The following is a 23831-nucleotide window of genomic DNA, read 5'->3' as shown; positions in this document are numbered from 1 at the left end:
GGATTCAGTCTTCCTCGCCTGTGTCGCCTGACGCTGGCTGATCTGCTTTATTTTCTCGGTCACTGCTGACTCCTTTGTCGTTTGCCGGGTCAGTGTCGAACACCAGCCCCTCTTTCTGGTTTTCATCGACTTCCGCTTTGCGGCGACGTTTAACCTCATCAGGGTTGCGCCCGCACGCCCGAGCCCAGTCGGATTCGGTTGCCGCCCCACCCCGTATCTGAATTTTCCAGGCTGTCGCCTCTTTCACAGGGTCGATCCAGGGCATACCGGGTCCCGAGTAAATAGCGTCATACAGTGTGGAAAGTTCGATATCGGCGGGTGGCTTAATCACACCCGCCGCAAGCGCCTGCTTCAGCCATGCGCGATAAACCGGCCGGGTGACAGCAGCAATAAAACAGTCCTGCAGAATGAGATATCCGTCCGTAGACTCCACCAGCTCCTGTCGCTGCGCGCTGTATGTGCCGTTGTAATTGCGGGCTGTGCTCGAAAAGCTCAGACGTGTACCGGCAGCCACGGCACGCAGCTGCCCGTTCCGGAATGATTCAAGATTGGTGTTGGGCCGGTCTGACTTGATCATGCCAATCTCTTCACCCTGGCGAAGATCGTCATACAGCATGCCCGGCTGAATAGTCAGTTCACGCTCACTGTTGCCACTCAGGCTTTCTGAATAGTCCTGCCCGTCACCTTTTTTGATGTACATCCCCAGCGCAGCGGCGATGCGCGCGGCGACCATTTCGCTTTCTTCATAATCTTTCAGTGCGCTCAGACGGATCATCACACCGGACAAGATGGTAATGCCCCTCACCTGGTGCAGACGCCGCGCAAATTTAAGATGCAGCATGGCGTCAGAAGGAACCTCTTTGGTATCAGAGAGCAAACCGCTGACGGGGAGATTTTTATAGACCTGATACTTAAGCGGTTTACCCCACTCGTTCAGCCAGACGCCCTGGATGAGCCCGGCGGCAGGATCGGAGTTCATGGTCACGAAATCTGGCTCAAGTGCTTCAAGCCAGAAAGGTACGCCGCTATCTGCCCTGAGCCCGGCACCATGGCCGCTCACCAGCTGAGCAAAAACCTCTCCGTCTCTGAGCCAGGTGCGCAGCATCAGACGCTCCAGTACTGGCCGGGAAAACTCGCCAGTGACATCAGGCCGCAGTGACCATTCACCCCATTTTTTGCGTATGGTTTTCACCAGCTCGGTGGCCACACGGCCGTCTTTCAGCAGCGGATGCGGGTCAACGATGATGCCTTTTGCGCCGATAACGCGCTCTTCCAGCTTGTCCAGTATGCCAATCACCAGGTCATGATTCGCATCCAGCGCCCTGGCCTGCTGACGAAGGGAAACGGCCCCGGCCTGACTGAGCTGGTTGGCTGAGCGTGTTTCGCGTCTGGCCTTATGTGTGCGGGTGGGAAGCGCGGCTTCGTAGGCGCGGATCTGCATGCGGGCACGTAGCCTGGCAGCCTTCCACGAAGGCGAAAAAACACCGATTGCATTATCCAGGAATGACATCAAAACCTCGCTAAACGATATCCCGTCTGACCACAGCGTTTTTTAAGGTATCCGGCCAGGCGGCGCTCCCACTCCTGCCGTCCCTTTCGAATGTCTGCCAGATTCTCCATCGTCATGGACTGCCCGTTCAGCATGATGGTTTTGCCACTCAGTACGGCAACCTCTGCCTCGGTGTAATAGCGGATCATGGTTTCCACATCGCTCTGGTTCATATCCAGCCTCCGTTTGTAATCCAGGGATTGTTGGTCATGTCGGGAATCGGGCCTGATGAGGATTTGCGGACTTTCAGTGGCGGAGACGCACTTTCCAGTGTGTTGTCTGTATCAATGTCTTCAAGCCAGGTGTCCCGACGAGCCCATGAAGGTGCATCAGGCCATTTGATTTTTTCATAGCCATGCAGAATGACCAGCGCATCGGCATAGACAAGCAGATCAAACCCTTCATTGGCTCCCCGCCCCGGTTTACGCCACCGGCCTTCTGGCGAACGCTCTTCATAGGTGAGCTCGTCATAAAACCAGCTCCCGATCCAGGCCGGAAAATGAACGTAATTGGGCCCCGGAGCTTCACGCCACAGCGCGTTGTTCACCCGGTCCTTGAGCGCATCGGTCTGGAGCAGATAAAGCGGAACATCCCCTGCGGCCTTTGCCCGGCGTGCTGAGCGTCCGGTATTGTCAGGCCATGTCCGGGTAATCAGCTTTTCACGCTTATGGCTGTCGCCCTTGAAAAGATAAACACGCTTTCCTTCCCCCTCCCGACGGCATTTTCGCCAGAAGCGATAGGCGTTGTCGGTCACACCGTCCTCACCTCCGGAATCCACAGCCATCGCCATAAGCGACATTCGCTTTGACGGATCGCTGGCCAGCGCCCAGGTTTTATACAGCACGTCCGAGAGAAGCAGATCCCAGTCCTCAGGGTAACTGCCGGGATCGAGAGGACGGCTTTCGCCAAGGTCATCGCTGCGTAACGAATGACGGATGTTGTACCGGTCAACAACCCATCGCTCTCCCATCGAACCGTATCCGGTTATCTGCACCACGAAACGGCGATGCCGGCCGCCCTGTACATCAACGGTCGCAACAAGAAACCTCACCCCGTCTGCAACCGTTCGCTCGGGAATATCCTCTGCCCGGCTCTCCAGATGTTCACCCTTGCGTTGTTCAAAAGCGGTCTTGGGAAAATAAGGCCTGCCGAAATCCGTATTGAAGACGGCTTTAAGGGTCTCTTCACTGCCTGTTGCCTGATACTCCTGTTCGGCAGTGAGATATTTATAAATCAGCTGGGTCCATGTCTGATATGCCGCCGCCGGCCCCTCCATCCAGAAAGAGGCAATCCGGGACTGGCGTGCCTTCCCGCTGAGTTGCCCCTCACAATTAATGCTCTGCCCGTCACGTAGCCAGACGCCACGGCCATTCAGGACACGCTTCATATCGGGTTCAATCAGTTCAGAGCAGGCCGGACACTGCAGACGTGCAGCCTCACTGGCCACTACCGGCTCGGTATAGCCACGATAGCCTGTCATACTGGCTATTTCCGGCTGAAAATATTCCCCACAATGCGGGCACGGCCAGTACCACCGGCGGCGATCGCCCCGGTTATATAACGAGAGGATCCCTGTAGCTGGCGGAGCTTCATGTGGCGTCGAAGCCTTCCATTTTGTATCGCAAATATCCCGGCCCGGGGAGCTCTCCACCAGCGTCATGCCAGCTGACATAAAGGTGGTGGTGCGTTTGGACGCCAGGGAAAAACCATCCCCCTCCCCGTCTATATCATCGGGCCAGCGGTCATAGTCAGTGAGTGCAACATATCGATAATCAGATGAGGACATGATATTGACGGATGGCCAGCCAATTTTGAGGTAGTTGCCGGCGCGAAAAGTCCGGTCGTGCACATTATTATCGCTGGCGCGCGGGCTGAGACGGCTGTGAAGCTCAGGGCTGCAGCGAAAAGTGCGTTCAAGGCGTTTCTTTGAATGTTCGCGCGCCTTTTCTTCTGTCATCTGTATCAGCAGAAAATCTGCCGGATCGCAGACCACAGAATAGGTTATCCAGCCATCAATCAGCCCCAGCGTTTTACCCGTCCGCGCGGGGCCGACAAAAACCACCGCGTCATAATTGCGTGACGTCAGGCAGTTCATGGGTTCAACAATATAGGGCGTCAGCGTCGCATCCCAGGGGAGTGAACTGCCGCCCCCCAAAGGCACGCGCATGTAGCGTTTAACCGCATCAGCTACTGGCATTCTGTGGGGAGCCTTAAAGAGTTCGGAGATGTCTCGACGTATCTCAGCAGCTGAGGCGTATGTCATGACCCACGCTCCTCGACGATATCTGCACTACGGATCTCTGCAGCCAGCGCTTCTCGAATTTCATCAACAATGCTTTGTGCTTCTGAAATCTGATGGGGAGACCACCCACGATCGCGCTCCAGCCTGTCAGGCCATGTATCCAGTACCTGTAAAACAGACTTCGCCATCATGGCCATCTCGCGATGTACTTCATTAGCAGGAACGAGCTGGCTGAGCGCAGCTTCAAGCTTTACGCGCTCATTCTCAGACTGAAACCAGTCCTTCCGGGATTTAGGATCCATGCGGGAGGGATCATGAAGTGTTTCAGGTGTGGCGGCTTCGTCAGGGGCAAAGAGAACAGGACCGATGTCCTTAAGGGCATAGACCGGATTTCCACGAATGTTTCCGGCGGATGCAACCTGAGCGTTCATGATTTTCTTTCTGACCGTCTTACGATCTATGCCGAAAGCTTCAGCAATTTTCGCAATACTCCAGTTATAGGCATCCCCGATTCTGCTGATGTCTGACATTCCTCACCTCAACACACCAGCTCATTTACGGATTTCCTTTTTAATATCATGTAATTAACCGCTACCCACCTGTCCCTGTTTTTGGCGAAATGGACACCTCAGAAGCCGATTTAACTCATAGATTCAATTAGTTACGACACGTGGTGGTGTCCCTATGAAAATCGCAAAACTAGCCGTTTTCTGCGGGGCCGCCGCCTCGTGGACAGGGTACCCCTCCGGGAGGACCCGCAGGTTCAGGGCGTGCTGGGGCAATTTTTTTTTACTGGTCTGGCTTTTAACAGCCCAGGTCTTCGCCACGCTCAGGCACTCATCGAACATCTTATTCTTTCCACCGCCCGAGCCTGTGCGACGGTAAAACTTCAGCGCCTCACGCGCGCCGATATTCGCGACGTCAGTGGCGAAGCCCTGACGGGTGAGTTCAGAAATGATGTTTTTCTCCAGAAACTGAGCTGGCGTCAGATTCATGATGTTTCCTCCAGAGAAAACTCGCCCAGATCCGGAATGGCCATCTGTGTAAGGCTGAGTGCCAGACGCGTCGCTTCTTTCACACGTTTGATATCGCGCTTACGCTGGGCCATGAGTCCGCTGCCGCGCTGCCCCCGTAAGGCAAAGGATTTCTGGTCAAAGCCTGCAATGGCATCGTGAAGTTTCTGACCTGTAAGGCTGGCCAGTTCGTTGACCGGGAGCTGACCGAGTTCGATACCCGACTCTTTTTCTGCCAGGTTCAGCAGCCAGATACGCAAATCCTTAGCGACTTTCGTTCTGGAGAGCATCCCGATGAGGTGAGAGCCACGGACAGAAAATGCCCTTACCTTGATGTAATGTATCTCATTGTTATTACTACAAGTCCTCACTTTGAGGATACAGGTCATGCTCTCCGTGAATTCATCTTTGTGGCGGTTATAAATATTTGAAATCTTTTTGCTGTCCGCGTAATCCAGCAACTCAGCAAGCTGCTCGCCTGTAAACCAGATTTTCCCGTCACCGTTGTCAAATGGCACGACACTGTGATTGTTAAATATCAGTTCATTCATTTCGGACACCTACAGAAAAGTGAGCCTGTCGCACAGAGAAACCGCCCCAGAGAGGTCCGTACCTATACGGTTTCTCTCAGGCTCACTTTTCTGTAGGCTCTGGGTTAATAGCTGCGCGTACGAGGCGCATGGATTTATTGATGACGAAAAAAAGGCCCGCTAATGCGAGGCCCGTTATTTCAGACACTGCTCTCTGATGTACTGCTGCAAACCGGCTATTTGCTTTCTGGCGAGCTCGATTCGACGTCTGAGAGTGAAATAATCCCGTTCAGCGGACTTAGCAGATCGGGTGCGGGCTGCATCATCCACGCCGCTGGCGCCGGGGGCTTTACCCTCTGGCATGGCTGAACGGCGGGTTTTGAGGTACAGCCGCTTGTGACCAGCAATAACGTCATGGTGAAGCTGATTAATAGTCGCCTGAGCATCGGCTAGCTCCTTTGTGTATTTCGCATCGAGCGCGGCAACCTCACGCTGTCGCCTCTGCATTTCGCTGATAGTGGCGTCCTGCTGCTTCGCCAGCTGTTGCGTCTGATGTACTGCCGCGCGCCATTCTGTGGCTTTGTCGTGATAATGGCTGGCGAGCAGTCCGGCTCCCAGCGAAACCAGACAGAGGCACAGCAGCACATACCGCATCATTTCACACCCTTCAGGCAAAGCTGCCTTTCTTCCTCGCGACGTGTCACCAACCCGGGCAGCTCTTTGCCTCCACCGAAAACCCACCGGGGAAATTCATTGCATCCGTCCACCAGCTGCCCATGGCGGAAATAGCGGAACATCGTTGATTTCTGCATTTTTGGACAGCCGACATTGAATGCAATCGAGACCGCAGCGGAAAATGTGTTATCCGGCAGTCGAATGCCGGCGGCGTAGCGATTGACGCATGCCTCGGCGTCCAGGATATTTTGTTGCCAGTCTGCAGCTATCTGCTCGTCAGTTTTGCGTCTGCCTGGCTGAGTACTGTGCGTGTTACCTATGCCATCGGTAATGATGCCCGCGGGACATATATACGGCTCACGCCGGCACCCTTCTGCATTACCAATGAGTTCCAGCCCGCGCTGGTTAGTGCGCACCTGGCCGCCCGAAAGCACGATTGCAACGATGACACCAACAGTACATACCGCGCCTGCTGCGCCGGCTTTTCTGTTAATTGTTGGCATCTGTCTTCCTCCCGCCTTCAGTTGCTTTAGCCACGACTTCAGCAGCGGTTGGGCGCTCGCTTTCCGGCTTAGCGATAACGCTGTCCAGATAGGCTCTGAGCATCTCTGTTCGCTTGCGCTCTTCCTCCAGCAGCTGTCGCCTTTCGTGTCGCGAGGCGTAATAGGTTTTGATTGTGAAGAACGCCGAGATCGCTGCGCCGATGCAAAAAACGCAGTCGTAAAGCGTCAGCGTTGAGAAGAACGCCAGACACGCAGACCACCAGTACGGCATTTGATGAGATGTAGAATCCATACGATGCATGCTCTGCCCTCACTGGTGTGGGCAACGACAGGGTTTGAAGAAAAAAGCCGCGCGTCGGCGTGCGCAGGGTGCGCGGTGGGAACCAGCGGCGACTTTGGGTATAAAAAAAGCCCGCCTTAAAGGCGGGCCTCCTGAAATTAAATGTCCGGGCACATTTTTTACTGTATAAAGCATACCCGTCATTTCACGTACGTAAATACCTTTATTCTACAGGACAGACACTCGCAAAACGCTGGACATGCCGGTCCATTTCAAGCGGAACATTGAGCATTATCAGCATTCCTTCAATCAGCCCTTCTGCTTTCTGTAACCTTTTCCCTATATGTCCGTCAGAGCAGCCATGTTTCTTTGCCAGGCACATAAATGTATAACCCAGCACATAATAATCAATCAGGAGGTCATGCATATCACGGTTATTTTTACAGAGTCTGGCAATGCATGTGCTGATAATAAGTGCATCGTTATCACTGCACTGAGGGCGTGATAAAACCTTATCGGGGATTAAGCGACCGAAGCCTGCTGCAGTATGATACCAGGTCATCGTTTCGTGATGATTAGCAGCCCACGCGCCCCAGCGCTCAAGTACCTGTTGTATATCGCGCATTAATTCCTCCGGGCACCTAAATGGTTAAAAAAGGAACTACCCCGTATCACAACGTTATATAATTTTTTAATGAACCACGCTTGTGATGTTTATTATCTCATACATTTCATATAAGCAAAGACTTCTCTGGCAGCAGGGTTATCGACACGAGACATTTCTTTTGCGAAATATTATCAATGCGGATAGGCGTGTATTAATCCTTTTATCAGAAAGCATACATGCAGCGCATTGAATTCGCTTTTTCTTGAGGAGTGTTTTTAACTGTTCCTCCGGCGTAAGCCATTTAATCAGAGTTTTCATCCTGATATTCCACATTGCGCGTCAGCGAAAGATACACATGGCTTATGCTCAGGCTTTCGGTACAGCGTCGTTTGCACTAGATACTGTTTGTTATGCTTATACAGTTACTGGCAAAGAGTATTTTCTTAATATCAGCAGACAACTACCGTCGCTTATGCTGCGCGACCTGGTTGCCTCCTTTTTCGATGGCTTCGTTCAGTGCCTCACCGGCTCGCTGCAAAAGCCTGGACGCATCGTCACCACTGCCGGTTCCGGTGAGCGAAGCATAACCCACACTAAGACTCATCACACTTTCAGGCATCTTTCCAGCTGGGATGGAAAACTTACGCAAGCGTACAGCCTGCAGGAACTGGCTTCCCACCTCCAGCGCCATTTCTGGCAGCGTATCAGGCATAAGAATGGCGAACTTTTCCTCATCAAATCTCGCCGGCATATCTGTCCCCAACAAAGACATTTCCCGAAGCACGGCTCCGGTTGCCTGCAGTAAGCTCTGAGCAGCTTCCTGCCCCTCTCTTTTCTCGTAATCCCTGAACCAGTCAATTTGCGCAAGGAGCAAGGAGATCGGCTTGCCGGTTCTGGCTGAGCGCTTCAAACTGTCTTTCAGAAACACATCGAACTGCCGGCGATTTGCCAGTCCGGTCAGGCCGTCAACCAGCGCAAGAGATTGCAGGGTCTGATTTATCGATGTCAGGCGATCCCGCGTCCGTGTCAGTTCCTTCTGATTACGAATATGCGTGCCTGCCTGACGTAACACCATTATCCCCATAAACAGAATAACGACCAGCAGCATCCCATTCACAATCACACCAGGCAGCTGTTCCTTCAGCCATTGTGCCCGGGCAGCCGCTTTGTCATACCCAGAAATGACCACCAGCGGAAATCGCTTCAGGCGGGCATAGCCATGAATGCGTTCAACTCCATCCAGCTCAGAATGCCAGATGTTGCTACCGCTTTTTGATTCAGCCGAGTGTGCAGTAAATACCGGGCTGCTGATGACGCTTTTGTTGATAAAAGCATCAGGGTACGGACGGGCGTAAAGAACTGTACTGTCCGCCAGGGTCAGAGCCAGAATATCCCGGGCACCCAGTTCAAAATAGCTATAGAACTGCCGGAAGTAATCTACCCGAACAGTGGCAAGCACAACGCCCGCAAAGTTGCCTGTGCTGTCATCCATACGTGCTGAGACGGGGATGATTAAGTCACCTGTAGAGCGACTGCGGAGCACTTTTCCGATATGTATCGCATTGTCGGGATGGCTTCTGTGCCACTGAAAATATTCCCGATCGGAGTTGTCAGGATTCTCTGGCACCTTTTCTCCGGCTGTCGCTATCCAGTGGCCCGCCGCATTATAAATAAATAAACCGTGCAGCTGAGCCAGCCTTTCATGATGTATCTGCAGAAAGCGGTGCATGGAAGGCGAGCGGATATCCGGCATGCCATGCTCCCGGACTTCCCGCAGAATATCTCTGAGAGTAAACTCTACCTGCAGAAAAGTATCTTCTGCCTGCCTTGCCTGTGAAACAGACAGATTCATCGCTTCATCAGCCATTTCCCTGACGCGCTTATGCCAGTTACTGTACAGAGCCCAGGTATTGCTGCCCGACACAGTAAAAAGCAGCAACAGCAAAAAAATGCTGATGCTTCGTCCCAGAGGACTATGGAGGGATAACGCTTCCCGGATATCTTTGACTATCATTTTGCCCCCTGATGGCTCAGCTTTCTGGCAGCTACTGTGGCTCTGTTTTTTCAGATAACCGGATTGTGAACTAAGCCACCCTTTAATTTAAGTTTACTTAAATTAAATAAGCAAGGATTTCGGCCTGAGCCAGTACAGAAGTTGAAATGTTCAGAATGAAAGGCATGCCAGAGAACTGCATCACTACAGGTAAGCGCCATAGAGGGCATGTGCAAGATTGCGAACCTGAATACCAGCACGTAAGCGCAAGAATCTGACATACTGGCAACCTGATGACAGAGGCTGATTCTGCTCCGAATGCCTCAGTCACCTCTGGTATATTTTTTAGCGTTCTTCATCTCACTATCAGATCCGCTGACCTCTGGATAATGAAGTCTTGTTGCTAAAAAGCTGAAATAACAGAATGTGATGCCAGAAGTTGCCCGACACTGTCAGGACAGGATCACGTTGTTCTTGCGCTCCTTTCTTAGCAGTATGGTTAATCCCGGTTTCTCGTCCGAACCTGTCTCTTTCTGACATGGGAATGCCTGTACCGGTAGTGTCTGTAGTACTACTCATGAGCTGATAACTCTGATTTTATCGCCTGCTTCTTAAAGCCAAAAAATACCCCACCGTTATTGTCACCACCAGGACTTGTCTTAAATGTACATTTTTCACTCAGACACATACTAAAATTAAGTTATCTTAAATAATTGTTATCAGGTGTGGTTATGGCCAGTTATACGATCCGTATTGAGTTGAAAGCGCAGTCTGAAAAAAAACGTACCAGGCTTATGTGCACAATGCTGGAAAATGGCTTTTCACGAAGCGTGGTCTGTAGCAAGGGATTAACCTATGCCTTACCAACAGATGAATTTGTTTATGTCGGTCCTGAAAATGTTACCGTTTTGATGGAGCGTATAACTGACCTGTTAGGCAGCTTCAGTGAAGAGCCGACCATTCTCATTACCCGTTCAGCAGAACGGGGCTGGTCAGGGCTACGTGTGATTAACCTTGAATAAAGCCCCCTTAACCAGCAGCTCTTCGCTCTTTTAAGTTAAAAATCAAAGATAGCTTAAATACTCTCCCTTTAACTTTTAAAGTAAAATCTTTATAAATAAACGGACCGGTTAATATTAAGGAAATTCTCAATTACTCAGCTATCAGGCCCGCTGAAAGGCATAATTGTTTCCTGATGCTTATATTATAAATATTGCCGTATCGTTAATCTGTGAACGGCGGAATTTTTATTTTCACATAATGTGGGGTAAACATGAGTGAGCGTCGTGGTGGTAAGGGTAATTTTGCCGAAAATCCTGAGCGGGCAGCTGAGGCGGGCTGGAAAGGCGGACAAGCCAGCGGTGGTAACTTTCGTAAAAATCCTGAAAGGGCAATAGAAGCAGGCAGAAAGGGTGGCAAAATCAGCCGAAGAGGCAAAGCCTGAACCAATCAATACGGGCTCTTTTCTGTGACCGATATGTATACACCACTCTGAATTTACGGTTTTGAGGGTTTTTATTCAGGGGTTGTCTGAACGGGTCTGCAAGTCATGATGCTTCATCCAGCGATGATGGGTTATGACCGACTCTGGCTATTTGCAGCGGGAAAAGAAAACCATCTTCTTCTCGTACAGTCACATTTGTGAAGCGCGTGGCTACAGTCAGCTTGAGAGTAAACAGTTTGACCGGCAGTTTTTAAAACTGAAAACAGATGATTACGGTAAGGTAATTATTCCCGCCCTTGAAGGAAGAAAAGGTTGGTTCAGATTTAAGGAAAATATGCTGAGAGAGTATGTCAGGATGATGGCTGAACTCAATGTTGTGGAGCTGGACTGCGATCGCCGTTTTACCGCAAATGAGTCTTCAGCGCAGGCAGTCTCATACCGTTCGGGATCTACAGGCCACTCACGCCTGTTGAGAACAAAATATACCGGCGTGAGCAGAGGCAGTTAAAAAGTAAATAGTGACGTTTGCTGAAGTCCGACAAGATCTCAAAACAGCCATCTGATTGCGTACTAGATCATCAGAATGGCTTTCAATTTTTGCTTCTTAATTTCACTGGCAGTCATGGCACTTTGAGCGTTTGCGGATTAATCCTTGACTGTCATCTAGCTGCGAGACAATTTCTCTTATAGACAACAAGCCAGCACCTCCATCTTAAACCAGATGGATGTCATCCCTGATTGATGTTACCATACGTGCTTCCATAATAACCGAGCTATAAGGGGGGTTGCTTTAATCAGCCCTAATATTCTCAGTGAGTCCATCACGACATTCCATAAGAATTCTACGCCACTCAACTTTGTCATATGGTAAGAATTTACGATACTTGTAACTCTCATTTTCAATAGTCGATAAGGTAATAGGCTCTTTTTTTAAGTGTTCATAAGTAGCAACAAGAGTTAAAGCAAACCCTTCATTAGTCAAATTTGATCGATGAAAGCTTGACGAATTTATACCATAATATTCACCACTAGCTGTTATTTCTTCACTTGATGTACTAACGTCATAAAAATAATTATCACTTGGGATTAGATACGAGTATCCCTCACCATACTTAACAGTATAAGCATAGTGTGTAAACTTTTTACTAGTTGCTTCCGAAACTACAAAAACTTCATTTTTAATCTTCCCAGATATAACGTAAATTTTAAGAGAAAATAGATGATCATGAATTTTTTCGAGCTGCTCATCAGCATGCTTTAATTTATCTGACCAAAAATGTAGCCTTAAAGATCCGCTCCCAAAATCAAGAAGCTTGCAATGAATAAATCCTAAAGCATGCCAGTTTGGCTCAAAGCATTCATAGTTTTCTATGATAAAATCAAGTATATTCTTAGGGCTCAACTCTTTTTCACCCAATAGTTTATCATAGACTTCTTTCAGAAAATCATACATAAGGATTATCATTCTCCCGACATATTTTTGCAATTTTCTCAAGCATATTGCTATCTAAAGAAGCATGGTGAATATTAAGTTCACTCAATACGCTCTTCACTTCTAAGGCATTTATATCACTAATTCTAAAATTTGCCTCTTTAATTTTAGTTAACGGACTAGACTGATTCAAAGAGAGAATAACTTCGTCTTTATAAGAATTGTAGAAATAAGACCCCTTATGACAAATTATTGCTGGCGCATTCCTATCTTCTTTTGTGATCACAGCATATTTATCTGACAAATCAATTCTGAACGATGAATAATGAGGGCACAAGGAAATACTTATTCTTAGCAGTGGTTCTTGCACTTGAGTAACAACTGTTGAAACTATGGTAGCAAACAGCTCTGCTTGTACCATAGATAAATCCCATTTATTTTTTTCTAATTGTTGAGAAGCCATGCCACTTCTGTAGATAGCATGTTTTTTACATACATCATCGTTAGTGGGGTCAAGAATAACAACCAATATTTCTCTTGATTGACTTTTCTCACGAGCTGCACGTGCTAACTCTGGTAACGTTTTGGTTCTAAAGTAACGACCGCACCCTCCTTTATAGTACCAAATTTCGGATGATGAAAATGCGCTCTGAAACATATCTTTTAGAGCAGATTGCGCCTCTATTTCTATTTTCGAATTGTTCAGTGACTCCGGCAGAACCCAATAGAGGAATGAACCTACTATTGTTGTCACTATTAGTGACGTTACTACTCCATTAAGCAATAAAGCCAAAAAACTGCCAAAAGTTGAAGTTGTTTCAGGAAATTTAATAGGTAGTAAAAAAAACCTTATTAATAAGATTAAAACGGCACCAATTACTACAGCGCTATAGAAAAAATTTCTAGTATGTCGCTTGCTAAGAATTTCATTCATTTTATTATTAATTCCATGTTCAGAATATCCATAACATTCTCATTAATTTCTTCAGGATGTTTCATAATTAAACCGTTGCAACATTCGATTTTTTGCCATCTTTTACCATAATCTATAGCCAGATATGCCTCATACACTTTTTGGAGATAACCATGGGCTTTTTCATGTATATCTTCAGAAGAATCAGTATAATTCCTTTTCTGTTTTTTTAACACTAATTCTCTAGAAACCTCAATGGGCACGTCCAGAAAGAATGTAATATCCGGAGAAGGCATTTTATTAAAACCATACTCAAGTTCTTCAATCCATTTTATGAATTCTTTTTTTTCGCCACCAGGAAGTTTCGATGCTTGATGAGCAATATTTGAATCTATATATCGATCACAAATAACAATTTTATCATCTTCCAAGCTGCTTAATATGCTATCTCGCATTTCATAGCGATCCATTGCATAAAGTATTGAAGCAAGTTTAGGATGAACTTCATCTATACCGCCAAATTCCCCTCGTAAAAAAGCGCCTATTTCTTTTCCAAAAAAAGTTTTGTCATAGCAAGGGAAGCTAAAAAGTATTGAATCTACTCCTATTTTTTTTAATTTTTCGTGCAGAAGTGTGGATTGCGTTCCTTTACCGCTCCCATCAATACCTTCGAAACTTATTAACTTACCCTTCATTTTACCAATTCCTTAATACATTATTATAAAATTCACTATCAACATCAATTTCTTTCAAAATATTTTCTACACGTTCTTTTCTCATTGCTGGAGACCAAAAAACAGCATCACGTAAATCTTGCTCAAGGGCATAGGCAACTAAATAAGTTTTATCAATAATTTTTTTAAAATCACCACAATATGATTTTTTTCTCATATCGACTTTCAAAACCTCCTTAAGAGTATTTAATTCATACCCCGCCATGAAAATAACACTATTACTTTGTTCATACGCCTTAACATATGGAAAACCATTAGCCCTTAATAAAGGAGGAATAGTTTCAATATTAAATTCATTAGAAGAAATATAATCCTCAAGCGTTAGAAATTTCCTTCGTTCAAAAATATCAATCAGCAAACTCTTTCCATCAGACATATGCCCCTCGGTCTTCTTTACACCGTTAAGGATCTTCAGAACCTCATGTCCAGAACTTTCGATCATGTTCAAAAGAACCAATGATGAACCTGTAGGTTTGCGGTCACCTCTTTCCCAATGACGAAAGGTATTGAGATTTAGACCAAAATGTTCGCAAAACTCTTCTTGGGTTAGTCCTGTTTTCATCCTCATACTTTTAATGTGTTCAGCAGTCATTTCTTTTATGAACTCTTCACTCATACAATACCTCCATTCATTAGTGCCCATTGTAATCCAATGGATTATTGTTTGCAAAAGCTGGGTATGCATTTTGTAGAAGGATTACCTTTAAAAGCGTCATTCCATTCATCCTCTTTTTGAACACATCAAAAATGCTAAGCTAACGCATAATAATGATTTTAAGAAAATTTATTAATTAAATTCAACGGCTTAAATATGTAGCCGATAGTCCCCCTTTCTCCTATGGTGGAAATTTTGAACTGTATCTTGCTACTGCAGGCCTCTCACAGAATCTTATAGCCTGTATCTGATATGATGTTAACATCACTTTGTACCGTCCCTGCCCTCAAACCTTTCGCTCCACCATCAGCCGCTGAGCCAGTTTAAAGGCCAACTGTACATGTCAGAACCGATTCCCCTCTGATCGTCAAAGTGCGCGACATTCAGTAATCTGAACAGGCTCAAGGCTGCTTTTATCGGATTCGACGTCAACAATCGTGTCGTGCACTTCGCGTGCCAGCATGCTGATCGCAAGTAGCCAGTCCTGATATTCCTCTGAGGGCATTACCGGCTTTTTGGCAAGACTGATAACCGCCAGCATTATCTGGCGGGCCTGCTCTTAGTGCGACTGCTCCGAGATGAGCTATGTCACTTTCGCCATCCGGAACTTCTTTCGATTTGATAAGCGTCTTCATGCGCGCCACGTGAACTAGCGCTCTTTCGGTGCTGGTTGGCACATATAGCTTCTCACCCTGAGGGCGAGGTGGCGGAATCTGCTCGCCAAACTAAATGCGCATGGCCATTCTCTGCAGTTCTCTGCGACACTTCAGACGCAGCTCCTGCTCAGAAAGCCCTTGCGCGCGCATCGTGCTGTACAGGCTCGTGACCATCCAGTAATCCGCGTTAGTCTTCCAGGGATATTTTTCAGGAGTTTTATACAGGCCCCGTCGGGCGCAGTATTTCATTACCATGTCGTAGAGCTCGTCTTCATCCGGCAAGCCGACAGCACTTTAATCGTCTCGTTTTCACCACTGGATAAACTCATCCGGTGAGGGCCAGAACGGCGAACCGCTGGTGCGCGCTCATTTCATTGCAGCCGGAAGTCACCGTTTCGAACCGATCGCATTGGCCACTTACGTTTGGCTAGCTCCCGTCTTCCAACCTTTCAAAAGAATTTGAAGCTAAAAGTTAATGATCCGGCTCCACCGTAGAACGACTTCAGTCGTCATGTAAGAAACCGCTTACAATGTCGGTGCCCGCCTTCGTGAACCAGCGTTCTTTAAGCCGTGCAGAGAGAGAGAAGTTCCCCCTCGCCTGTAAGGCAATCCTTAACGATGAAATGCCCGACCATTAAAACTAATGGTGTGCCAGCCTTCACATAACCTGAGCGACACAAGTGTCATGCTGTCACGATATGAGGGAGGTCATCATGATAAAAAAGCCATAGCCTATGTAAGATTTTCAAATGCTTCCCAGCAGTACGGTGACTCCCTGCGTCGTCAGAACGCGCTCATTTCTGAGTGGTTGTCCCAGCATCCGGATTATGAGCTCGATGACACAACCTACCAGGATCTGGGGCTCAGTGCTTACAGCGGTATGAACGCTACCCGCGGCGCGCTTTACGATTTCCTGGACGCAGTAGAGCACGGGTACATTGCTGCAGGAACCGTTCTTCTGGTAGAGAGCCTGGACAGGCTTTCACGTGAAAAAATCAGCGATGCCACCGAACGGCTGAGGAGCATCCTGCGGTCCGGCGTCGAAGTAGTCACGCTGTGTGATCATACTCACTACTGCATCGATTCGCTTGATGACCCTTATATCCTCATTAAAGCTATCCTCATCGCACAACGAGCGAATGAAGAGAGCGAGACGAAGTCACGACGCATGCGTGCGGCCTGGCAGAAAAAACGGGAAGATGCGGCGGCAACCGGAAAGCTCATTACGCGCAGCTGCCCGCGCTGGCTGACTGTTTCGCCTGACGGTGAGAAGTTTGAGCTGATTGAAGAACATGCCAGAACCATTAATGTGATATTCAGGCTCAGACTTAAAGGCTCCTCACTGAATGGCATCACGAAAACGCTCAATGAACGCGGCGTTCCAACCTTGACGGGGGAAATTGGGCGATGGAATCCCAGCACCATTGAAAGTCTGCTTGGCAACAAGGCCCTGACAGGCACGTTTACTCCGTCTTATCAGACGATGGCAAAAGGAGTAAGCGAAATCAGCGGGTATTTTCCTCAGGTGGTTCCGGACAAACTGTTCCACGACGTGCAGAGCGTCCGTCTCGCCCGATTCGGTAACCCTGGCGTCAGCGACAATCCTTATCTCATTAATATTTTCAGATCCCTGATGTACTGCGGAACGTGCGGGCATTCCATCATTTTGACCAGCGTCGACAAAAAGGGCCGGGGCTATTACGCCTGTCCAATGAGGCGGCTGAAGCGCTGCAACGAGCCGGCCATACGCCGCGATCACGTTGATGCTGCGCTGGTGGACGTCCTGCTGTGCAGCATGGATATGCTGCAGGCAAACGGAACCGTAGTGGGCACCGCCAGTCGGCTAGAAAGCCGGCTGGTCGAACTCAATATGAGCATCAACCGGCTTATCGCCGCGCTTCAGATTGCGCCGGACGTTCCTGAGCTGGCCATGAAGGTGCGGGAACTGAGCAAAGAGCTACGGGCGGGTGAACTGAAGCTTCGCGCCCTCAGAAGCAGAGGTGTAGCAGGTTCCAGAGAGTGGATTGCCGCACTGAACCTGGCCGACAGGCGCAACCGTGAACGATGCCGCGACTACGCTGCCCGACATATAGACAGGCTGTTTCTGCATAGCGCAGAGGGGCGTTGCGACGTGCACCTTCTTAATGGGCTCAAGCTAATCAACTTTCCGCTAAAGAAAAAGCTTCCCGTCTCATCCTTCATCAGCAGTCTTGCCTACCTGTGCGGAGACACGCTGATACTCTGATCCGTACCCATCCACGGACTGGCAAGCATTGGCCTGCTTTGTGCAAAAATTAGACAACACTGAACCAGCTATGTCTGCCGGTAACACAGGATTTTGTGGGCCGAGTGGGCTGAAAATGCCCTGTCTGGTGGAGGCTAATCTCAGTGATAGTTTTCTTTAACTTCGGAACAAGCAGAGGGGCGTTGAGAGTACAGATACTCATACAGCAGGAGTAATCCAACCGGATTATCATAAAGTTTTTCGAAATCAACGTGCGTTTTCTCCAGAAGATACCTTCTCAGATCGCCTGGAGCCATTTTTTTATGGTGAGCGAGTACCCGGCACAACTGTGTCACGATCTCGCATTTTACTGCATACGGCACATCAGGATTATAAATTTCCGGAACGGAGTGGGTCTTATTCATTACGGTACCCTTTATAAGCGCTAGAGCTGACTGGAGAGGCCAGAATGCCCGCCGATTCGAGATAAGATATAGCAAGGATCGAACTTTGTGTAAATGAAGAACCTGATTACGGTTATATACGGAGATTTGACCTCCAGCCTATGTCTTTCATGCACCAGAACGGGTGCAGTAAAAATACAGCTCATGGGGTCGAAGGTCCGCTTATCGCCCATACAGGAAGTTAACTCCGGCGCTTTGTGCCATTTGCTTTGAGCAAAGCCTTCAACTGCCTGATATGTGCCACTGCCCTTTCGGTACTGGCTGGCACGTATAGCTTCTCAACCTGAGCGCGGGGTGGCGGAATCAACTCACCAGACTGGATACGTGCAGCCATCTTACGCAATTCACTGCGACACTTCATGCTTAGCTCCTGCTCCGTCAGCCCTTGCGCGCGCATCATGCTGTACAGGCCTGTTACCAACCAGTAGTGCGCATTGGCTTGCCACGGATAGGCTTCTGGAGAGTTATATAGACCGCGGCGTGCACTGTAGCGCATAACCATGTCATAAAGCGTATTTTCATCCGGCAAGCCTGCAGCGCCATTTTCACCGTCCCTGCACCAGCTGATGAACTGCCCAGGTGATGGCCAGAACGGTGAACCGCTGGCACGTGCTCGCTTCATCCCTGCTGATAGCTGCTGTTTAGAGGTAATGCCGTTTTCGACGAACGCGGCAACCCATTGGCGTTTCGCTGCTGCTTCATCCCTGGGTTCTTTTAGAATCGTGCTGATGGAAGCGGGAAAGACCAGCTTCAGACTACTGAAGAGTGTGTCCACCAACTGCTCCGCAGTTGAGTTGAAACCACGATTGTCCGGCCGAGCGCTGATACCATCCATGCCGGGCCCCTTGCTTTGCTGCAGGTCATCGTAAACTGCTACACGATTCGTCATATGAAATTATTCTCCCACTCGCTGAGATCATTCCAGTGTGGCTGGCTTGTATCCTCAGCCGGTAGCTGGCCCCGCCGTGCAGCCTGTTTGTTCTGGTAGCTGAGCTTCTGGCTGGCTGTGATAAACCAGCTTTTTGGCCGCTCATGTGAAAACTCAATGTCGAGTTTCTGCAGCTCATAGAGCAAATCAACGCTCGAGTAGAGTTTTTGCCACGATGCAAAGTCTGCGTGGTTCAGCTTCACCACCCTGCCTTCGAAAGCGTAACGAGATAAGCCCGTTTTCGTCACGTACGTCGCGTCAGCGGCGGGTGTTATGTTTTGAGATTCTATGACTGGTTCAAAAAAGTGACTGGTTCTGGGGGCAGCTCCTGCCCCACCCCCTGGGACAACTCCTGCCCCACCCTCGGTCAGATTCTGACCCACCCCGGTTATGATTTGCCCTACCCCCTCGGTCAAATCCTGCCCTAGGTCATTATTTGCCCCACTACTGGCTTTAGCGCTTTGGGTTAATTTATCGAATGTGAGATGGAAGAGATTTGACTGATTGAAGTCTCCATTCTTACGATACTCACGTCGTACTAGCCCCATTTCCTCCAGAGCCCTGATGTGGGCTTTTACTGTGGACCGTCCGATTTCGCACTGGTCAGCAATATGCTGATAGGAAGGCCAGCACTCGCCTTTATCATTGGCATTGTCTGCAAGCTTGATCAGCACCAGCTTTCGGATGGGATTTCCTACTTTGATGCTCATAGCCTGAGTCATGAGTGTCATGCTCATAACAGCTCCGTTTAAAAGCCGTGCTTTGATTTTTCTCAGCTAGGCACGTGAACCAAACACCAGACTTTCTTTAGTTACCGGCTTCCTTGAGGTGAATTCAGCTGAGGCCTTCTCAATCTGAACAGCTTTTGAGGGAGAAGCCTTCCTGAAACCGTAAGCCAGCTGATCCAGATAGCCTACGGTCGTCATTGCCTTACCAGCTAATAGCGCCCACTCTTCTTTGCTAGCATCTTTGCGCCAACGTAAAAGTTCATTGTTCATCCGCTACCCTCCTCTGCTTTAAAACCGATGCGACTTTATCAATTAGATAAATTACAAGCAACCAAGTTTATCTTTTTGAACATTTATCATGCAGATAAATCATGTGAGAATTTAAAGATGGAAAACAAAGAGATCAGAAAGGTCAACCTGTCAAAGCTTCTAAATGAACATTTGCAGCAAACCGATGCAACTAAGGCTGGCTTTGCAGAGCAGTGTGGACTGAACCCCGCCCAGCTCAGCCAGGTATTAGGCAATGAGGCATTTAGAAATATTGGTGACAGGCTTGCCCGCCGAATTGAAAGTTCGTTAAAGCTTCCTACGGGATGGCTGGATAGCATTCATCCTGACAACATCCCGGAAGATGAGGTTGAGATTGCAGGCGCACCTGCTAAAGGCTTTGTACGAGTGGTAGGAGAGGCTTTACTGGGCACAGATGGCTCGGTGGATATGATGGAGCTTCACGCTGGCTGGTTATGCATATGTAGTAAGGACCTGGAAGCTTTTGGGCTGAAAGTGAAAGGCGATAGCATGTGGCCAAGGATTCAATCAGGTGAATTCGTCGTAATAGAACCCAATACTCCTGTCCAGGTCGGAGATGAAGTTTTCGTAAGGACCAGGGACGGGCGTAACATGATAAAAATTTTCAATAAAACCCGAGATGGGTCTTATCTTTTTACAAGTGTAAATAGCCAGCATCATCCAATCACGCTGGCTCCAGACGAGATTGAAAAAATCCAGTATGTTGCAGCAATACTAAAGCATACGCGTTTCCTCGAACGCCTCGATAAAGTCAGTTAACCGCACTCCCCCCTTCATAAGTTCTCTTTTCTCGAAACCTTCTCATGCAGGTTTCGAGCTAAACCAAACATTTTTAAATCAAAAAGATAAATCACAACTTGTGATATTTATCATTTTGATATTGACGCGAATTTATCATGAAGATAAAGTCTTTTTAAGCAGCGATATCCTATCAACCTGCATGACATAGGCTCTTTAACAACGAGCAGGAAGCTCTACGGCAGGTGCCGAGAACGCACCGACCTCAGGTTACTGAGTGCATTGTTGCGACTGTGCAGCCAGTAACTTAGCGGGGGAAGTATGGCAAATATCAGCTATGGCAGATCTGTTAAACCTGTGTTGAAAGACAACGCCAGAACACGCCGACATATGTGTCGCATGGTTGAGGCGATTGAGTGTCGCAAGATTGAAGAGATTCTGGCTTCTGAGCTGGGATGGGAACCACCAGCACGGGGTACTGAACTCAGCCGGGCGGAAAACCAATGCAGGCGAGTAGCAAGCGATCGCGTCAGTAAGGCAGTGGAGACAGAAACGGAGTATCACAAACAGATTATGAAAGGTGCTTCGTCTTATAGTGAATACCGTTCGAAGCCACAACACCAGCGCATCGGTAATGAAGCTGGACGCACAATCCATGTGAAACAGAGGCGTATTCATACACCAATATCATTGGTTTGAATAAAAAAGATATTCTCATTTGAATAGCATAACGCATAAAAATCATTGAAGATGGTAAGATCATGCATTTTCCACCACCTTCAAATTAAAAAGGAGCCGCTAAGTTATATAAGACGCGATTTTGGATAATTCCCTTTTATTATATTCAAATATTTTTTTAGTTATACTTACATCAATAACCATTGCAACTCCTACAGACGCAAGATAAAGCAAAGCCGGGAGAATGACTGAAATTAGCAAGATAGTAAAAAAGTAGTTCTTAGAACTGAGATCTTTTAACTTTTCCATCTTTTCAGGAATTAGCATGTAATCGCAAACACTTTCCTTTGTAGATGTCTTTATACTTTTTATCTTATTAAGCTCACTCATGTCTTTACAGATATCTGGGGTGATACTCCAGGTTTGTGCACCTTGAGGGTTTTGAGCTTTCCCAGGTCGAATCCATATTGTATCTTGACTTGATTGCATGGTCACCTCCATGCTCTCCAGAGGGAGCTTGCTGAATAAATGCGCAATCCATATAAATGATAGTAAGAAAAAAATGGCAATAGCTATTCCCCCTTTGACTTGAGAAGAAAGTTGCCTGGCTGTCCTTGGCTTAATATTTTTCTTGTATTTACAGTAACTAAACCTGATTAGAGGGGCGTTAATCCCAAGCTCATCTACAAGAAAATTTTCTTCGGGATAAACTTTATGCACCCAGTTCCAAAAGGCTTTAATAGTGCTTACCAACCATTTAAGCATTAAGCCACCCAGAGCTGTTGCCAGAAAAGTGTTTAATTTATCTATTTCCAAAACATTCTCCAATATGTAATGACTTTCAACATATCTATCAGCGCGCAAACACCGTAGCAATTATTAATCAATTATGTAGTTTCATTTGGACATAGTAATTCCCCTTTATACCCATGGTTAATAGGAGGATACCATCTCGCCTGATGCTGTTAAAAGCAGGCATACGCACCGTCCACTGAGGCGGTTTTTTTACGTCTAAATCCGGAGAATCCAATGCAAAAAGACAAATCGTCATCTGTCCTGACTCAGAAAGAAATGCAGCGCCTCGCCCTTGTTCATGTGCAGGCATATGTGGGTGCCTGCCACTGCCAGAGCCGCAGTGATGTGCTTCTGGCACTGGCGCACTGGCAGAATGTAGGCGATGAAATCGCTGATTTCATGAGAACTACACGCATCGTCGTCGTCAATGAATATGGCGCCCATGAGTTTTGAAACGTCGTTACGTTAACCCCGCCCGACAGGGCATTCATCTGACCCGGAGGTCACTATGCAAAACCGTGAAGTTGCAGAAAACGTCATCGACACACTTTTCGATGTGGCTGAAAAACTGTATGCATCAATGGACATGACTGATGCCTGCTCACAGGAAGGAAAAATCAGCAAAGAAGAGGCTGACGCTTATCGTACGGCCCTAATGAATTTACTGGAAGAGATGGATCATGCCATCGTCAGCCCGATTTTCAGTATTCATCCTGACCTGCGTCCCACCTGCTGCTGCTGCACCGACTCTGAAGAGGATGAGGCAGACCTGCAACCGTGAAGCTTTCAATGGCAGTCCTGAATCCAACCGCCCGCTGTGGCGGTTTTTTTATGCCTGAAGGAGGCCCCTGTGGTTATTCAGATCCGTCATGGCCGGTACATCTTTACCGCCAGCGTATTAAACCGAAGCCGGCAGTTTGTCAGCTTCATGGAAGGCATTGTCTGGGTGTTTGTGCAGAAGCTCGCCGCTGCCTGCGCCGCTGAAATGAGGCAGCCGTGATGTCCAAGCCTCATGCACCCGACAGGATAACCCGGCGCGCGCAACAGCAAATCAGACAGTGGCGCGCTGGACATATTCACGCCAGACGAACCTGGCGTGACGGGTACCTGACACTCCGCGTTACGCCGCACTGGCGCCTGCTTTCACGAGACAACGGTCGGCACTGGGAGTTGCTCAGCCATGCCGACTACAACAACCAGATTTAATCCCCCAGCCTGACAGAGGAACATTTCCCATGATGCAGTCACACATCAGGGGCGATGCCGCTTTTGCTCGCCCTTTTAACGCCATCCGCAATATCGAGTTTGCACCGGAAAATATCGTCACCGGCGCCAGCTTTTCATCCCAGCCGCCGCCAGCCCTTCCACCTCAGCCACCGCTGCCGCTGTTACAGATTGCCTTTGACCATGTTGTTGAAATTTTGCTTCAGGAGGGCCAGCCATGATCTGTTTCTCCCGCCCAGGACGACGTCAGGAACAGCGGAACGCTGAGGCTGCAGAGGATGAAATGAAGGCGCTGCGGGAAGAGCTTGCGTCGCTCTTCCCTGAAAAGCTCCATCAGTTTGTCTCCCCTTACCTGCCGTCAGGCATTGTCTGCACGCTTTACAGCAAAGACGCTGAGGAGGCTTACGCCCGGCTGGTGGACAGCCTGATCACTGCTGAGCTGAACGCCATCCGCCATCTGAAAGCGATGAGGTGGATGCCCTGATATGCCGCCTGCTCACGCCGGCCGAAACGTTCA

At 48.3% G+C, this 23831-nt stretch carries 33 protein-coding genes; 11 read left to right on the top strand and 22 right to left on the bottom strand.

Annotated features, from left to right (window positions below):
• Positions 1 to 4 precede the first annotated feature (4 nt).
• From LB453_RS08255 to LB453_RS08200, 11 genes are all read right to left on the bottom strand, one after another.
• Positions 5 to 1510: a phage portal protein gene (locus tag LB453_RS08255; protein ID WP_103794223.1), complete on the bottom strand. Its 1506-nt coding sequence runs from the start codon at positions 1508 to 1510 to the stop codon at positions 5 to 7.
• Positions 1510 to 1722 carry a hypothetical protein gene (locus LB453_RS08250; protein ID WP_103794224.1) on the bottom strand — a complete coding sequence of 71 codons (213 nt, stop codon included), beginning with the start codon at positions 1720 to 1722 and terminating at the stop codon, positions 1510 to 1512. Before LB453_RS08250 ends, LB453_RS08255 begins: the two co-directional genes overlap by 1 nt.
• Positions 1719 to 3812 (bottom strand): phage terminase large subunit family protein, encoded by a 2094-nt coding sequence (locus tag LB453_RS08245; RefSeq protein WP_103794225.1) that lies wholly within the window; start codon positions 3810 to 3812, stop codon positions 1719 to 1721. Before LB453_RS08245 ends, LB453_RS08250 begins: the two co-directional genes overlap by 4 nt.
• Positions 3809 to 4321, bottom strand: coding sequence for a DUF1441 family protein (locus tag LB453_RS08240; RefSeq protein ID WP_103794226.1), 513 nt, complete (start codon positions 4319 to 4321; stop codon positions 3809 to 3811). Before LB453_RS08240 ends, LB453_RS08245 begins: the two co-directional genes overlap by 4 nt.
• A gap of 123 nt (positions 4322 to 4444) precedes the next feature.
• On the bottom strand, positions 4445 to 4786 hold the full coding sequence (locus LB453_RS08235) for a hypothetical protein (protein ID WP_199187282.1): 342 nt from the start codon (positions 4784 to 4786) through the stop codon (positions 4445 to 4447).
• On the bottom strand, positions 4783 to 5355 hold the full coding sequence (locus tag LB453_RS08230; RefSeq protein WP_103794227.1) for a BRO family protein: 573 nt from the start codon (positions 5353 to 5355) through the stop codon (positions 4783 to 4785). The genes LB453_RS08235 and LB453_RS08230 overlap by 4 nt, the downstream gene beginning before the upstream one ends.
• Before the next feature lie 174 nt (positions 5356 to 5529).
• Positions 5530 to 5991, bottom strand: coding sequence for a lysis protein (locus LB453_RS23300; RefSeq protein ID WP_103794228.1), 462 nt, complete (start codon positions 5989 to 5991; stop codon positions 5530 to 5532).
• Positions 5988 to 6512: a lysozyme gene (locus LB453_RS08215; protein WP_103794229.1), complete on the bottom strand. Its 525-nt coding sequence runs from the start codon at positions 6510 to 6512 to the stop codon at positions 5988 to 5990. The genes LB453_RS23300 and LB453_RS08215 overlap by 4 nt, the downstream gene beginning before the upstream one ends.
• A complete protein-coding gene (locus LB453_RS08210) occupies positions 6499 to 6813 on the bottom strand; it encodes a hypothetical protein (RefSeq protein WP_103794230.1) in 315 nt (104 codons plus the stop codon). The genes LB453_RS08215 and LB453_RS08210 overlap by 14 nt, the downstream gene beginning before the upstream one ends.
• 202 nt (positions 6814 to 7015) lie before the next feature.
• Entirely contained in the window at positions 7016 to 7417 is a 402-nt protein-coding gene (locus LB453_RS08205) for an antiterminator Q family protein (protein ID WP_103794231.1), read from the bottom strand.
• A gap of 442 nt (positions 7418 to 7859) precedes the next feature.
• On the bottom strand, positions 7860 to 9413 hold the full coding sequence (locus tag LB453_RS08200; RefSeq protein ID WP_103794232.1) for a GGDEF domain-containing protein: 1554 nt from the start codon (positions 9411 to 9413) through the stop codon (positions 7860 to 7862).
• Positions 9414 to 10123: 710 nt separating this feature from the next.
• Here LB453_RS08200 and LB453_RS08195 point away from each other — a divergent pair.
• From LB453_RS08195 to LB453_RS08185, 3 genes are all read left to right on the top strand, one after another.
• The gene (locus LB453_RS08195) at positions 10124 to 10414 is read left to right on the top strand and encodes a hypothetical protein (protein ID WP_103794233.1); all 291 of its coding nucleotides are present in this window, start codon (positions 10124 to 10126) and stop codon (positions 10412 to 10414) included.
• A 251-nt stretch (positions 10415 to 10665) separates the two neighbouring features.
• Positions 10666 to 10836 carry a general stress protein gene (locus LB453_RS08190; RefSeq protein WP_103794234.1) on the top strand — a complete coding sequence of 57 codons (171 nt, stop codon included), beginning with the start codon at positions 10666 to 10668 and terminating at the stop codon, positions 10834 to 10836.
• Positions 10837 to 10969: 133 nt separating this feature from the next.
• Positions 10970 to 11344, top strand: a complete 375-nt coding sequence (locus LB453_RS08185; protein WP_103794235.1) for a hypothetical protein — start codon at positions 10970 to 10972, stop codon at positions 11342 to 11344.
• Between the two features lie 282 nt (positions 11345 to 11626).
• Here LB453_RS08185 and LB453_RS08180 read toward each other — a convergent pair whose 3' ends face one another.
• The 6 genes from LB453_RS08180 to LB453_RS23425 all read right to left on the bottom strand — a co-directional run bounded on the left by LB453_RS08180 (position 11627) and on the right by LB453_RS23425 (position 15475).
• Positions 11627 to 12289: a hypothetical protein gene (locus LB453_RS08180; protein WP_146053792.1), complete on the bottom strand. Its 663-nt coding sequence runs from the start codon at positions 12287 to 12289 to the stop codon at positions 11627 to 11629.
• The gene (locus tag LB453_RS08175; RefSeq protein ID WP_146053793.1) at positions 12282 to 13202 is read right to left on the bottom strand and encodes a hypothetical protein; all 921 of its coding nucleotides are present in this window, start codon (positions 13200 to 13202) and stop codon (positions 12282 to 12284) included. Before LB453_RS08175 ends, LB453_RS08180 begins: the two co-directional genes overlap by 8 nt.
• A complete protein-coding gene (gene tmk, locus LB453_RS08170) occupies positions 13199 to 13876 on the bottom strand; it encodes a dTMP kinase (RefSeq protein ID WP_103794237.1) in 678 nt (225 codons plus the stop codon). Before tmk ends, LB453_RS08175 begins: the two co-directional genes overlap by 4 nt.
• A 1-nt stretch (position 13877) precedes the next feature.
• Entirely contained in the window at positions 13878 to 14531 is a 654-nt protein-coding gene (locus LB453_RS08165) for a helix-turn-helix domain-containing protein (protein WP_103794238.1), read from the bottom strand.
• A gap of 406 nt (positions 14532 to 14937) precedes the next feature.
• Positions 14938 to 15111, bottom strand: coding sequence for a hypothetical protein (locus tag LB453_RS08160; RefSeq protein ID WP_158253382.1), 174 nt, complete (start codon positions 15109 to 15111; stop codon positions 14938 to 14940).
• A gap of 184 nt (positions 15112 to 15295) precedes the next feature.
• Complete coding sequence (locus LB453_RS23425; RefSeq protein ID WP_411970222.1) at positions 15296 to 15475, bottom strand: replication protein P; 180 nt, start codon at positions 15473 to 15475, stop codon at positions 15296 to 15298.
• Positions 15476 to 15911: 436 nt separating this feature from the next.
• Here LB453_RS23425 and LB453_RS08150 point away from each other — a divergent pair, with 436 nt between their 5' ends.
• Entirely contained in the window at positions 15912 to 17471 is a 1560-nt protein-coding gene (locus tag LB453_RS08150; RefSeq protein ID WP_103794443.1) for a recombinase family protein, read from the top strand.
• Positions 17472 to 17611: 140 nt separating this feature from the next.
• Here the strand turns inward: LB453_RS08150 and LB453_RS08145 are convergent, their stop codons facing one another.
• From LB453_RS08145 to LB453_RS08130, 4 genes are all read right to left on the bottom strand, one after another.
• On the bottom strand, positions 17612 to 17875 hold the full coding sequence (locus LB453_RS08145) for a hypothetical protein (protein WP_103794240.1): 264 nt from the start codon (positions 17873 to 17875) through the stop codon (positions 17612 to 17614).
• A gap of 220 nt (positions 17876 to 18095) precedes the next feature.
• A complete protein-coding gene (locus tag LB453_RS08140; RefSeq protein ID WP_103794241.1) occupies positions 18096 to 18803 on the bottom strand; it encodes a replication protein P in 708 nt (235 codons plus the stop codon).
• Entirely contained in the window at positions 18800 to 19579 is a 780-nt protein-coding gene (locus LB453_RS08135; RefSeq protein WP_103794242.1) for a helix-turn-helix domain-containing protein, read from the bottom strand. Before LB453_RS08135 ends, LB453_RS08140 begins: the two co-directional genes overlap by 4 nt.
• A 39-nt stretch (positions 19580 to 19618) precedes the next feature.
• Complete coding sequence (locus tag LB453_RS08130) at positions 19619 to 19840, bottom strand: hypothetical protein (RefSeq protein ID WP_033753576.1); 222 nt, start codon at positions 19838 to 19840, stop codon at positions 19619 to 19621.
• A 117-nt stretch (positions 19841 to 19957) separates the two neighbouring features.
• Between LB453_RS08130 and LB453_RS08125 the strand changes: the two genes are divergently transcribed.
• A complete protein-coding gene (locus LB453_RS08125) occupies positions 19958 to 20638 on the top strand; it encodes a helix-turn-helix transcriptional regulator (protein ID WP_103794243.1) in 681 nt (226 codons plus the stop codon).
• Between the two features lie 300 nt (positions 20639 to 20938).
• On the top strand, positions 20939 to 21316 hold the full coding sequence (locus tag LB453_RS08120) for a hypothetical protein (RefSeq protein WP_146053794.1): 378 nt from the start codon (positions 20939 to 20941) through the stop codon (positions 21314 to 21316).
• A 99-nt stretch (positions 21317 to 21415) separates the two neighbouring features.
• On the opposite strand, the gene LB453_RS08115 is transcribed toward LB453_RS08120, so the two are convergent.
• On the bottom strand, positions 21416 to 22111 hold the full coding sequence (locus tag LB453_RS08115; RefSeq protein ID WP_146053795.1) for a hypothetical protein: 696 nt from the start codon (positions 22109 to 22111) through the stop codon (positions 21416 to 21418).
• A 213-nt stretch (positions 22112 to 22324) separates the two neighbouring features.
• Between LB453_RS08115 and LB453_RS08110 the strand changes: the two genes are divergently transcribed.
• The 5 genes from LB453_RS08110 (at position 22325) to LB453_RS08090 (ending at position 23798) form a co-directional block, all read left to right on the top strand.
• Positions 22325 to 22543, top strand: a complete 219-nt coding sequence (locus LB453_RS08110; RefSeq protein ID WP_103794245.1) for a hypothetical protein — start codon at positions 22325 to 22327, stop codon at positions 22541 to 22543.
• 55 nt (positions 22544 to 22598) lie between these two features.
• Entirely contained in the window at positions 22599 to 22871 is a 273-nt protein-coding gene (locus LB453_RS08105; RefSeq protein ID WP_224481685.1) for a hypothetical protein, read from the top strand.
• Positions 22872 to 22940: 69 nt separating this feature from the next.
• Positions 22941 to 23090, top strand: coding sequence for a hypothetical protein (locus LB453_RS08100; RefSeq protein WP_158253383.1), 150 nt, complete (start codon positions 22941 to 22943; stop codon positions 23088 to 23090).
• A gap of 235 nt (positions 23091 to 23325) precedes the next feature.
• Entirely contained in the window at positions 23326 to 23535 is a 210-nt protein-coding gene (locus LB453_RS08095; RefSeq protein WP_103794248.1) for a hypothetical protein, read from the top strand.
• Positions 23532 to 23798: a hypothetical protein gene (locus tag LB453_RS08090; RefSeq protein WP_103794249.1), complete on the top strand. Its 267-nt coding sequence runs from the start codon at positions 23532 to 23534 to the stop codon at positions 23796 to 23798. The genes LB453_RS08095 and LB453_RS08090 overlap by 4 nt, the downstream gene beginning before the upstream one ends.
• The last annotated feature ends 33 nt before the right edge of the window (positions 23799 to 23831 follow it).

The sequence above is a fragment of the Pantoea agglomerans genome (genome assembly GCF_020149765.1).
Taxonomy (GTDB): Bacteria; Pseudomonadota; Gammaproteobacteria; order Enterobacterales; family Enterobacteriaceae; genus Pantoea; species Pantoea alvi.
This window is presented reverse-complemented; position numbering and strand designations above follow the sequence as displayed.